We start from the raw sequence: 11,646 nt of genomic DNA on the forward strand, positions 1-11,646 counted from the left end.
CTGCCTCGGCAATCACGCCAGTCCGGCGGCCGCGAGCTCGGCCGAGGTCTCGGCGAGCCAGCGCTCCGCGTCCGCCATGAGCTGCGCCCGCGCCGCCATCAGGAACCCTGATGCAGGCTGGCAGTGCGCAAAGGTGGCTGTCAACGGTTCGACCGGACGAAGTTGTGTCGCCTGTTGCGGCTGCGCGCCCGCTGCGGCAACACGCCGTCCACGAACGAGCCCACGGCCCGCTCCGGCCACCAGCGCGACTTCGAGATCTCCGTGGCCACCGACTGCACCGCCGCGGCCGACGGGTTCCACGAGCCCGCACTCGCCGGGATGGCCGCGATCTTCGCGACGGTCGGGCCCTGGACGACGCTGCTGCCGTCCGCGTAGCAGCCCGGGAGGAGGACCGACCTGCGGGACCTCAGCGGATCTGCATGCCGTCGGCGAAGTCCGTACTCCGGGAGAGGTCGGCCCAGCGGGCGATCTCCTCGTCCAGGGCCTTCCGCCCGCCGGTGATCAGGCGCAGGGCGTCCGAGCCGAGCACGAGGTGCACGGGCGGCTCCGGGGAGTCGATCACCGTCAGCACGGCCTCGGCAGCCTTGTCCGGGTCTCCGAGCTGCTTGCCGTTCGCGGCGAGCCGGTGCTCCCGTTGCGGGTTCATCACCGTGTCGTAGTCGGGGATGGTCCGGTCGGTCCTGACCATCGACCGGCCCGCCCAGTCCGTGCGGAACGACCCCGGCGCGATCGCGGTGACCCGGATCCCCAGCTCACGGACCTCCTTGGCGAGGCTGTCCATGACGCCCTCGAGCGCGTACTTGCTCCCGTGGTAGTACGTCAGCCCCGGCACGGTCATGAGCCCGGCCATCGACGTCACCGCCATCAGGTGCCCTCGCCTGCGCTCCCGCATGAACGGCAGCGCTGCCTTGAGCGTGGCGACGGCCCCGAACACGTTCACGTCGAACTGCCGGCGCAGTTCCCGCATCGGGGACTCCTCGAACACCCCCTCGTGCCCGTACCCGGCGTTCGCGATGACGACGTCGATCGGCCCCACGGCGTGTTCGACGTCCGCGACGGTGGCGAGGACCGCGTCGTCCTCGGTCACGTCGAGCAGCCGGGAGACGGCCCGCCCGGAGGTGCCCTCGGCGAGCCCCTCGAAGCCCGCGGCGTCCTCGGGGCGCCGGAGCGTGCCGACCACCGTGTGGCCGGCAGCCAGGAACCGTCGGCTGAAGGCGTGCCCGAACCCGGAGCTGACGCCGGTGATGAAGAAGGTCTTCCGATTCAGTGCCACAGCTCCACGATACGCACCGTCGATAAAAGTCGACACTCTGTCGAAAGTGACGTCGGAGACGCTCCTGCGCACCCCCCGGCCTGCAGGTCTGCGTGCCGCCAGAACGCGGTCGAGGTGATGGAAGCCGGGTGGGCGACCACGGCGCAGTACGACTAGGCCGTCGTCGGGAGGACGGCGAGCCAGATCCCGATGCACACGTCGCCTGCACGCGACAGCTCGTCTGCCCGCGCCCCCTCGACGTACGCCCGGTAGAACGTGCGCTCGGTCATCCAGCAGAGCGCGCGAGCGACCTCCGGCGCCGAACGGGGAGCCTCGTCCGGCATCCCGGCGCGCCGGAGCACCTCGGCCATCGCCACCCCGTAGCGCTCGACGGTCGCCGCCCACTCGAGCCCGATCTCGGGGATCACGGCCCCGAGCTCGACCGCAACGCTCATGAGCCGTCCGTGGGTGGCCCACGAGCGCTCGGTGTTGCGCACCGCCCGCACGATGGCCTCCTGCGGAGCGAGCTCCGCGTCGGCCACGACCGATGCCGCGTCGTCGGCGACCTCGGCGACGGTCCTGCGCACGAGGGCGGTGATCACTTCCTGCTTCGAGGCGAAGTAGAAGTACAGCGCGTTCCGCGCGATCCCCGCTCCACGGGCGATCGCCTCCACGGTGATCCCGTCGAAGGTCTCGACCTCGAGCAGCTTCTCCGCGGCGTCGAGGATGGCCTTCTCCCGCAGGTCGCCCTTGCTCGGCGCATCCCGGCGTCGCCGACGCGGCGTGGCCTCGGCACTCGCCATCCCCTCATGCTAGGCCAGGCCCCACCGGGTTCACCTGGCTGATCAGCGAGAATGGGACACCTCGCCCGTTGCTCGCCCCCCGGGAGGCACCTGCATGACCACCGTTGCGGAACAGATCGTCCGGACACTCCAGGCCAACGGGGTGCAGCGGGTGTACGGCATCCCCGGCGACTCGCTCAACGGGTTCACCGACGCCCTGCGCAAGGACGGGCGCATCCGCTGGCTGCACGTCCGGCACGAGGAGGCAGCGGCATTCGCCGCGGCGGCGGAGGCCGCCACCACCGGTCGGCTCGCCGTGGCCGCCGGCAGCTGTGGGCCCGGGAACCTGCATCTGATCAACGGCCTGTACGACGCGAACCGCTCCCGGGTGCCGGTGCTCGCCATCGCAGCGCACATCCCGACCGGCGAGATCGGCAGCGGCTACTTCCAGGAGACCCGCCCGCAGGAACTCTTCCGGGAGGCCTCCGTCTACAGCGAGTACGTGGCGGACGCGAGCCAGATGCCGCAGGTGCTGGAGATCGCGATGCGCACCGCGATCTCCCGGTGCGGGGTCGCGGTCGTCGTGATCCCCGGCGACGTCGCGCTCTCCGCGGCCCGGTCGCAGCCCACCGCGTCGATCCGCTCCACGACGCCGGTCGTCGTGCCCGCGGAGTCCGAGCTGCGGGAAGCGGCCGACGTGTTGAACGGCGGCAGCAGGGTCACCATCCTGGCCGGCGCGGGGGTGGCCGGGGCGCACGACGAGGTCACCGCGATCGCGGACGCGCTGGGCGCCCCGATCGTGCACACGCTGCGCGGCAAGGAGTTCATCGAGCACGACAACCCGTGCGACGTCGGGATGACCGGCCTGCTCGGCTTCGCCTCCGGGTACCGCGCGATGAGCCGGGCGCAGACCCTGCTGATGTTGGGCACCGACTTCCCGTACCGGCAGTTCTACCCGGCGCACGCCACGACGATCCAGGTCGACCTGCGCGGTGAGCAGCTCGGTCGCCGGCACCCGGTCGACCTCGGCCTGGTCGGCACCGTGAAGGACACCGCCGCGGCCCTGCTCCCGATGCTGGACCGCAAGACCGATCGTCGCCATCTCGACGACGCCCGCGACCACTACCGCAGGACCCGCGCCAAGCTCGACGAGCTGGCCACCCCGTCCCGGAACAACGCCCCGATCCACCCCCAGTACCTGGCCCGGTTGGTCGACCAGCACGCCGCCGACGACGCGGTCTTCGTGCCCGACGTCGGGTCGCCGGTGGTCTGGGCGGCGCGCTACCTGACGATGAACGGACGGCGGCGGCTGATCGGTTCGTTCGTCCACGGTTCGATGGCCAACGCCCTGCCTCATGCCATCGGCGCCCAGGCCGCCCACGCCGGCCGGCAGGTCGTCGCGCTGTCCGGCGACGGTGGGCTGACGATGCTCCTCGGCGAGCTGATCACGCTCACCCAGAACCGACTCCCGGTGAAGGTCATCGTGTTCAACAACTCGTCGCTGAACTTCGTCGAGCTGGAGATGAAGGCCGCGGGCTTCGTCAACTTCGGAACCGACCTGATCAACCCGGACTTCGCCGAGGTCGCCCGCGCGATGGGCATCCACGGGCGCCGGGTGGAGCGGTCGGCCGACCTACCGGCTGCCGTCAAGGAGATCCTCGACCACGACGGCCCCGCACTGCTCGACGTGGTCACCGAGCGGCAGGAGCTGACGATCCCGCCGGCGATCACCGCCGAGCAGATGAAGGGCTTCACGCTGTACGCGCTGCACACGGTGATGTCCGGACGCGGCGACGAGCTGATCGACCTGGCCAAGGCCAACCTGCGCCAGCTGTTCTGATCGATCGGCGCGATCGAGCGCGGCGAGGCCCCGGCCTGACCCGTCCTCGTGACGCGGTGGAGTGCATCGCCGCCCGGTCCGGGCGGCGATGCCTCGACCTCACACCGGGACGGGTCCGGCCGCGGGCTCGGCCATCCCGGCCCCCTCGATCGCCGTCGACGCGGCGGCCCGCATGCGGCGGAGCAGCCGGGTGGTGACCGGGCGCACCAGCGGGTGCTGGCCACCGTTGGCGGCCGCCTCGGCACGCCACCTCTGCTCGCGCGACCGGAAGATCTCCGGGTCGGCCAGCTCGGTGCAGTCGAGGGTGTCGTGGTCGAGGTCGATGGTGATCGTGTCGCCGTCCTCGATCAGGGCGATCGGGCCGCCGAGTGCCGCCTCCGGTCCGACGTGGCCGATGACCAGACCGACCGACCCTCCGGAGAAGCGCGCGTCCGTCATCAGCGCGACGGAGATGCCCTTCTGCCGGCACAGGGCCGTGATGCGTGAGGTCGGGTCCAGCATCTCGGGCATGCCGGGTGCGCCCCGCGGACCCTCGTAGCGGATGACGACCATGTCCTGGTCGGCGAAGACGTCCGGCGTGTCGATCAGCGCCCGCAGCAGGTCCTGCTCGCTGTCGAACACCCGCGCCCGGCCGACGAACCGGTTGTCGACGATGCCGGTCTCCACGCCGGCCAGCTTGATGACCGCCCCGCCGTCCGGCGCGATGTTGCCCGACAGCATGCGCAGCCCGCCGGTCTGCTTGAACGGCTCCGCCATCCGGAAGACGACCTCGCCGTCCGGCGCGGGCGGGTCGAGCCGGGCGACCTGTTCCGCCAGGGTCTCCCCCGTGCACGTCAGCGTCGATCCGTCGAGGACGCCGCCGTCGAGCAGCTCCTTCACCACGACCTGCACGCCCCCGACGGCGTCGATGTCCACCATGCTGTACCGGCCGAACGGGCGGGCGTTCACCAGCACCGGCACGCTGCGGGACAGCTGGTTGAACTCCTTCTGCGACATGACCTCCGTCCAGAAGTCGATGCCCGCTGCGCGGGCGATCTCGGGCGCGTGCAGGACGACGTTGGTGGAGCCGCCCATCGCGATGGCCACGATGGTGGCGTTGCGGAATGCGGCCGGCGTGGCCAGGTCGCGTGGCGTGATGCCGCGCTGGGTCATGATCTCGAGGCAGTCCACGAGCTGCTCGGGGAACACCTCCACCCGCCGCGGGTCCTCGGACGCGGGCGAGACCATGTGCAGCGGTTCGAGGCCCAGCAGGGCGATGAACGACTGCATGGTGTTGTAGGTGAACATCCCCCCGCAGCTGCCGTACCCGGGGCAGGCGTTGCGCGCCCAGCGCTCCCGCTTCGCCGGGTCCGGGTCGCCCGCCACCTGGAAGCAGCTGACCAGGTCGATCGTCTCCCCCGTCTCGGGGTCCGTGCCAGGGCGGATCGAGCCGTCGGAGAGCACGACGGCGGGGACGTTGCGCTCCATGATCGCGGCGGCGGTGCCGACCGGCGGCTTGTCGCACGCCACCACCGCGATGACGCCCCGGATGTCGCTGCCCTCGAAGTGCAGCGACAGGCCGTCGTTGGTGGTCTCGCGACCGATCAGCGAGTAGCGCATCTGCGGCGTGCCGTTGCGCTGGCCGTCGGAGATGCCGCCGGAGTAGTTCGGTGCCAGCAGCCGGACCGGAAGGTCCCGCTCGCCGATCCGCCGTCCCATGGCGGCCTGGATGGCGTCGACCTTGTCGCTGACGCCGATGTAGCACACGCTGTCACCGAGGGTGCCGACGACACCCCATGGCGCACCGTGGATCCGGTCGACGTCCTGGCCCAACGCCCGTGCAGTCGCCACAGCCTGGCAGTCCTGCCCAGGCCGCCACACGTCCTGACCCCCTGTCGTGCCCATCCGTCCTCTTCTCCGCCATACGGTCTCCGACTCGTCGCGAGCGCTGGGATCGGGCGAGCGCAGTCGGAGAGCTGCCGCACCCGATCCTTCCACAGCGCCGCTCGGGTGCGGCTCACCCCGGCACCGAACCCGCGCCCGGTGCGAGGCTCACGGTCGGGACGGCGTCGGCGGCATGCCCGCTCAGCTGCGGACCCCTCACCGGTCGGCGGGGTCGCGGACATCGGTCGTGGTCATCGAGCCCCGTCTCGGCCCTCGGCCGGTTCGGCGTCGGCCTGTTCGGTGCCGGTCGGCTGCACCTCCTCCACCCGGGAACCGGTGAAGCCGTACGTCACGCTCACCAGCGGGCCGGCCGGCGACCGGCGGCCTGCACGTCCTCCCAGCGGTGACCGTTCTCGAGCGCGAGCAGCGCGGCGACCATCGCGCACAGCACCAGCGCGACCTGGATGCGGCCGTCCAGGGCGTCGAGACCGAACAGCGCCGGCGATCCACCGATCAGGATCACCAGGGCGAGGAGCGGGACCAGCGCATCGACCAGCGACGGATCGCGGGCCGTGCGCGCATCCTCGCGCTCGTCGCCGCCGGGCGTCACCGAACCGGCTCTGTCCGCTCGCGCCGCCGGCCGGCCAGCGGGTCCACGATCGCGTCGAGACCGGCGACGATGAGGTAGATCCCCACCAGGTTCACCAGCAGCAGGACCTCGCGCCCCGGCGCGCTGATGGCCCAGAGCCCGAGCAGCAGCTCGACGGCACCGGCGAGCAGCCCGAGCCACCACAGGTCTCGGTCGCGGTTGGCCACCGAGCCGACGATGCGCACGACCCCGTTGATGACCAGCGCCCAGGCGATGACCACGGCGAGCACGAGCAGCGTGAGGCCCGGCCACGCGAACGCCGCGATGCCGGCGATCACGCTGACCACGCCGCTCAGGTAGGCCAGCCATCGCCATGACCTGTCCATCCCACCGGCCAGGGAGATCTGCGTGATGCCGGTGACGATGAACGCGAACCCGACGAGCACGGCGAGCGTCGCGATGGCGGCCGGGCGCAGGCTCATGACCAGCAGGCCGTAGACGACCGTGAGCAGGCCGAGCACGACCGAACCCGCGAGCGCCCATCCCCGCGCCGGCCGCGCCGGGGAGCGGCTCGGCCCGGCAGCACGGTCGGGTTCGACGGAGCCGTTCGACACGGTCGGGGCACCAGCCTGACCCGCGTCGGGTCGAGCCGTCGGTGTCCCGGCGGGTTCGGGCGTCGGGGAGGTCGTCGGACCGGACACGGCGGGCTCCTCTGCGGTGTGCCGGGGCGCGGGTGACCGGGGCTCCGATCGTCGCGCCGTGCCCGCGACGGGCAACACCGCGTGACGGTGGCAGCCGGCCGGCGTTCCGGCCTCGCCCGATGTGGAGGAGATGTGCTCGGACCAGGACCGTCAGGTGACACCGTCCGGAGTCGGCGCTGTTCGGACGGACACGGAAGGCTGGTGGAGGGTTGCTCCTGCCGCCCAGGTCGGTAGCGTTGTCGTGGTGACCGCCGCGAGCGGGCGTGCGCCCACGGGGCGCCGCCCGGGCGTTCCGCTGGCGAAGGCGGCCGTACCGCGGCTGTCTCGGCGCCACGTATCCCGGGCCCGGCTGCTGGCGGCGCTGGACGAGGCCGCCGACGGGCAGGTCACGCTGGTGAGCGCACCGGCCGGGTACGGCAAGACGCTGCTGCTGGCCGAGTGGGCGGCCCTGCACCCCGAGCTCACGGCATGGGTGTCCCTGGACGAGGACGACAACAACGACCGCCGCTTCTGGTCCGCCGTTCTGTCCGCGTTCGCCGCGTGCGCGGCGGTTCCGTCCGACAACGCCCTCCACGCGATCGCCGTGCCCGGCCGCCCCAGCCGCGACCCGGAGTTCCTCGCCGCGGTCGTCGACGCGGTCGGCGCCGTGCCGCGGCCGGTCCGGCTCGTCCTGGACGATGTCCACGAGCTGATCGCGCCCGACCCGCTGCACGGGATGGCCTCGTTCATGCGGAACCGGCCGCCGAGCCTGCACCTGGTCCTGTCCGGGCGCACCGACCCGCCACTGTCCCTGGCCCGCATGCGCCTGGCGGGCGAGCTGCACGAGATCCGGGCCGCCGGACTGCGCTTCTCGCCGGCCGAGGCGAGTGCGATGCTCGCCGCAGCGGACGTCCCCGCCCGCCCCGACCAGGTACGCCTGCTCGTCGAGGAGACAGAGGGCTGGGCCGCTGGACTGCGCCTCGCCGCGCTGTCACTGCGGGAGACCGACGATCCCGACCGGTTCCTGTCCGGCTTCGTCGGCAGCGGCCGCGCGGTCTCGGACTACCTCTTCGGCGAGATCCTCTCGCGGCTCACGCCGGACGTTCGCGAGCTGCTCGGCGCCGTCAGCGTCTGTGACCGGCTCTCTGCGCCACTCGCAGCCACGCTGTCGGGCCGCGACGACGCCGGGACGGTGCTCGACTCGCTCGAACACGAGACCTCGCTCGTTCTCAGCACGGGCGAGGATCGACGCTGGTACCGCGTGCATCCCCTGCTCCGCTCCCACCTGCAGGCGGACCTGCAGCGGCAGCGCCCGGACCTGATCCGGCGGCTGCACGGCCGCGCCGCCGCCTGGTTCGCGGCCACGGGGCAGCCGCTCTCGGCGATCGTCCACGCGCGGCAGAGCGACGACCGCGACCTGGTGACCTCGGTGCTGTGCCGGCATGCGACCTCGCTCGTCGCCGACGGCGAGCACGCGGCGGTGCGGGAGGCGCTGGAGTGGCTCGGCGACGCGCACCTGGACGGCGAGCCGTGGCTCGCGCTGGTCGCCGCCCTCGTCGCGATCGAGAGCGGGGCGATCGCGGCCGCGGACAACCATCTCGTCCAGGCGACAGCGGCGTGGCCGCCCGAGCCTCCCCCGGACCTGGTCGCGCTGCGCGGCCTCGTCCGATCCCGGCGGGCGCTCGTCGCCGGTGATCCGAGCGCAGCGCCCCCCGCAGCGGGTGAGATCGGCGCCGAGGACGCGGCAGACCTGGGGCTCGGCCCGATGGCGATGGTGCACCGGTCCGTCGGGCTCCTCGCCGAGGGCCGCCGGGACGAGGCACGCGACATCGCCGAGACCGCGCTCGGACAGGCCCGGCAGCAACACCGCGGATACCTCGCCGCACTGGGCCTGATCACGCTCGGCTCGATCGCCGCTGCAGACGGGGACTACAGCCGGATGACCACGCTGGCCACCGCCGCCGACGCGGAGCTGGCCGATCAGGCGTGGCGGGCGACGATCGGCGCGGCGTGGTCGGCGACGATGCGCGCGTACGGCGCGCTGCTGCGCGCCGACCCCGTCACCTGCCTGGACCTGACCTCCGCCGACACCCCTGCCGACGCATCCGGTGGGCAGCACTCCGATCAGCTGGTGGCGCTGCGCGCAGCCTTGCGCGGGGCGGCGTTGCTGGACGTCGGACGCGGTGACGAGGCGTTGACGGCACTCCGGGACGCGCGTACCGCGGCCGCGGGCCTGCGCGGCCCGGCCGAGATCCCCGCGACCGTCGCGCTGTTCGAGCACCGCGCCGCCGAGTTGCAGGGCCGCACCGACCTGGCCCGCACCGTCCTGGGCTGGGCCGAGGCGCAACTGGGGCCGGTCGGTGAGGTGCTGCTGTTGCGCGCGTGGCGGATGGCCGGGCTCGGCCGTACCCGTGCTGCCGCCGAGGCACTCGCCGGCATGTTCGACCGCGACGTTCCGGTCGTGCTGCCGTGGGCGCTCGTGGAGGGCAGGGTGTTGGCGTGTGGGCTGGCGCTGCGCGCCGACGTCCGTCCGCAGGCCCGCCGAGAACTGGATCATGCGCTCGCGCTCTCGGACTCGATGGAGGTGCTGCGACCACTGGCGACCGGCCCCCCGGACGTCATCGACCTGCTGACCCGCCACCTCGGGAGCTTCGGGGAGCGCGAGTCGACCGCGCTGCGGGTGCTCGAGACGCGCATCGCGCTCGGCCCCGACACCCGGCCCGTGTCGTTGACCGACCGGGAGCGGGCCGTCCTGAGCATGCTGCCCACCCAGCGGTCGCTCGAAGAGATCGCTCTCGACCTCACCGTCTCGCGCAGCACGGTGAAGACGCACGTCCGCGCGCTCTACGGCAAGCTCGGCGTCAACACGCGGCGCGACGCGGTGGTCACGGCGCGCCGCCGGGGCATCCTCGTGCCGGACGCGCCCGGACTCAGCGGCGAACCTGGTTGACCGACACCACCTGCAGCCCGAGGTTCTGGATCAGCGCCAGGACACCGTGCAGGTGGGAGTCGTCGATGACTTCGCCGAGGATGATCGTCTCCGGCGGGGCGTCGACTACGGACATGTCCGGGAAGGCCCCGCGAGTGCGCTCCGACACCCGGCCGGCCACTCGGAACTCGTAGCGTCGCGACGGCACGGCGCCGCTCCCTCCCGCGGCTCGATCCCCGGGCGGCGCCGGTGGGCGCACCGAGGAGCCGCATCGAGACCCCAGGGTCGCTCGAACGGGCTCCCGCCTGCGTCGTCCCGCCGGGATGAGATGTCGCGGGTGTGGACGACCTCGTCCCCGACGGGGGAGGACACGGACCCGGCGGGCCGGGAGGGTGACCACGACGAAGCTCCCGCCCACCGGGGAGGGGACGAGCATGGCACGACGCGCTGCCTGCCGGCTCTGCGGCGATCCGGCGTACCCGTGACCGCCGAGGAGGGGATGCTGCAGCCATCCGCAGCGCGACCGTCGGTCGCCGCGCCGCGCCCTGCCGGTATGCCGCGGGGCCTGGTCGTGCTCGTGGGAACGGCGGCCGCCACGATCGCGGCCCTCGGCGTGTACGCGAGCGCGTGGCTGATCGGCCCGGCGTTCCTGGCGCTCGTCATCGTCATCGTCGTCAGCCCGGTCGACCAGCGGATGCGGCGGATCGGGATCCCCGGATGGGTGTCGACCCCGGTGCTGGTGCTGCTCGTGTACGGGGTCGTCCTCTCGATGGCGGGAGTGCTGCTGGTCTCGGTGTCCCGCCTGGCGACGGCCCTCCCGCAGTACGCCCCGGCCGCGGCCGACCTCGTCGGTACGCTCACGCGCGCACTGCGCGATCTCGGGGTGGGGCCGGCCGAGCTGCGGGCGACGGCGAGCTCGCTGGAGATCGGCAGGATCGTCCCGCTCATCGGAGCGCTGCTGGCCGGGCTGGCCGGCCTCGCCACCAACCTCGTGTTCGTCCTGTCCTTGATGTTGTTCCTGAGCATCGAGTCGTCCGGCGCAGGCGCGCGGATCGCGGCGATCGGGCGGGACCGACCGCACATCGCCGCTGCGCTGGCCCGCTTCACCTGGGGCACGCGCCGTTTCCTGGTCGTCACCACGCTCTTCGGGCTCGCGCTCGCCGTCCTGGACACCGTCGCGCTGGTCCTGCTCGGTGTCCCGCTCGCCGTGCTGTGGGGGCTGCTGGCGTTCATCACCAACTACATCCCCTACGTCGGGTTCTGGATCGGCGTCCTGCCCCCGGCGGTCCTCGCGTTGCTGAGCGGCGGCTGGCAGCTGATGCTGATCGTGACCGTGATCTACCTCGTGCTGAACTTCGTGGTCACCTCCCTCGTCCAACCCCATTTCATCGGCGACGCGGTGGGCCTCTCGGTCACCGTGACGTTCCTCGGGCTGGTCTTCTGGGGCTGGCTGCTCGGCCCGGTCGGGGCGGTCCTCGCGGTCCCGCTGACCCTGCTGACCAAGACGCTGCTGGTCGACACCGATCCACGCGCCGGGTGGGCGAACGCGCTGCTGACCTCGTCCGCGGGCCTCCGGGACGGCCATCCGCCCGACGAGCGCCACACCCGCGACGACCACCCCGTCCGAGGCGACGGCGACGGCGAACGGCACCCGGCGCGCGCCGACGAATCTCCCCCACAACGGACGAGGCCTGCCGGGTGAACCCACTGC

11 protein-coding genes are annotated in these 11,646 nt (G+C 72.6%); 4 read left to right on the forward strand and 7 right to left on the reverse strand.

Translation table 11 applies throughout. The features are described 5' to 3' along the window. Positions 1 to 12: 12 nt before the first annotated feature. On the reverse strand, positions 13 to 144 hold the full coding sequence (locus ABEA81_RS06520; RefSeq protein WP_345603893.1) for a hypothetical protein: 132 nt from the start codon (positions 142 to 144) through the stop codon (positions 13 to 15). A gap of 30 nt (positions 145 to 174) precedes the next feature. Between ABEA81_RS06520 and ABEA81_RS06525 the strand changes: the two genes are divergently transcribed. Further along, positions 175 to 375 (forward strand): hypothetical protein, encoded by a 201-nt coding sequence (locus tag ABEA81_RS06525; protein WP_345603894.1) that lies wholly within the window; start codon positions 175 to 177, stop codon positions 373 to 375. Between the two features lie 31 nt (positions 376 to 406). Here ABEA81_RS06525 and ABEA81_RS06530 read toward each other — a convergent pair whose 3' ends face one another. Next, a complete protein-coding gene (locus tag ABEA81_RS06530; RefSeq protein WP_425570464.1) occupies positions 407 to 1,273 on the reverse strand; it encodes an oxidoreductase in 867 nt (288 codons plus the stop codon). Between the two features lie 152 nt (positions 1,274 to 1,425). Next, positions 1,426 to 2,055, reverse strand: coding sequence for a TetR/AcrR family transcriptional regulator (locus ABEA81_RS06535; RefSeq protein WP_345603895.1), 630 nt, complete (start codon positions 2,053 to 2,055; stop codon positions 1,426 to 1,428). 94 nt (positions 2,056 to 2,149) lie between these two features. Between ABEA81_RS06535 and poxB the strand changes: the two genes are divergently transcribed. Continuing rightward, positions 2,150 to 3,874 carry a ubiquinone-dependent pyruvate dehydrogenase gene (gene poxB / locus ABEA81_RS06540; protein WP_345603896.1) on the forward strand — a complete coding sequence of 575 codons (1,725 nt, stop codon included), beginning with the start codon at positions 2,150 to 2,152 and terminating at the stop codon, positions 3,872 to 3,874. A 99-nt stretch (positions 3,875 to 3,973) separates the two neighbouring features. On the opposite strand, the gene ABEA81_RS06545 is transcribed toward poxB, so the two are convergent. From ABEA81_RS06545 to ABEA81_RS06555, 3 genes are all read right to left on the reverse strand, one after another. Beyond that, the gene (locus tag ABEA81_RS06545) at positions 3,974 to 5,704 is read right to left on the reverse strand and encodes a dihydroxy-acid dehydratase domain-containing protein (protein ID WP_345603897.1); all 1,731 of its coding nucleotides are present in this window, start codon (positions 5,702 to 5,704) and stop codon (positions 3,974 to 3,976) included. Positions 5,705 to 6,092: 388 nt separating this feature from the next. Beyond that, the gene (locus ABEA81_RS06550; protein WP_345603898.1) at positions 6,093 to 6,347 is read right to left on the reverse strand and encodes a hypothetical protein; all 255 of its coding nucleotides are present in this window, start codon (positions 6,345 to 6,347) and stop codon (positions 6,093 to 6,095) included. Further along, the gene (locus tag ABEA81_RS06555; RefSeq protein ID WP_345603899.1) at positions 6,344 to 6,940 is read right to left on the reverse strand and encodes an HdeD family acid-resistance protein; all 597 of its coding nucleotides are present in this window, start codon (positions 6,938 to 6,940) and stop codon (positions 6,344 to 6,346) included. The genes ABEA81_RS06550 and ABEA81_RS06555 overlap by 4 nt, the downstream gene beginning before the upstream one ends. 331 nt (positions 6,941 to 7,271) lie before the next feature. Between ABEA81_RS06555 and ABEA81_RS06560 the strand changes: the two genes are divergently transcribed. Further along, positions 7,272 to 9,956: a LuxR C-terminal-related transcriptional regulator gene (locus ABEA81_RS06560; protein ID WP_345603900.1), complete on the forward strand. Its 2,685-nt coding sequence runs from the start codon at positions 7,272 to 7,274 to the stop codon at positions 9,954 to 9,956. Here the strand turns inward: ABEA81_RS06560 and ABEA81_RS06565 are convergent. Next, positions 9,937 to 10,143 (reverse strand): hypothetical protein, encoded by a 207-nt coding sequence (locus tag ABEA81_RS06565; RefSeq protein WP_345603901.1) that lies wholly within the window; start codon positions 10,141 to 10,143, stop codon positions 9,937 to 9,939. The genes ABEA81_RS06560 and ABEA81_RS06565 overlap by 20 nt on opposite strands. A gap of 345 nt (positions 10,144 to 10,488) precedes the next feature. Here ABEA81_RS06565 and ABEA81_RS06570 point away from each other — a divergent pair, with 345 nt between their 5' ends. Next, positions 10,489 to 11,637, forward strand: a complete 1,149-nt coding sequence (locus tag ABEA81_RS06570; RefSeq protein WP_345603903.1) for an AI-2E family transporter — start codon at positions 10,489 to 10,491, stop codon at positions 11,635 to 11,637. Positions 11,638 to 11,646: the final 9 nt, after the last annotated feature.

Source organism: Pseudonocardia adelaidensis, from assembly GCF_039543345.1.
GTDB lineage: Bacteria > Actinomycetota > Actinomycetes > Mycobacteriales > Pseudonocardiaceae > Pseudonocardia > Pseudonocardia adelaidensis.

Excerpts from the sequence above, each read along its gene's own strand:
- poxB (WP_345603896.1), top strand. The coding sequence starts at position 2,150 with ATGACCACCGTTGCGGAACAGATCGTCCGGACACTCCAGGCCAACGGG.
- ABEA81_RS06570 (WP_345603903.1), top strand. The coding sequence starts at position 10,489 with ATGCCGCGGGGCCTGGTCGTGCTCGTGGGAACGGCGGCCGCCACGATC.
- ABEA81_RS06535 (WP_345603895.1), bottom strand. The coding sequence starts at position 2,055 with ATGGCGAGTGCCGAGGCCACGCCGCGTCGGCGACGCCGGGATGCGCCG.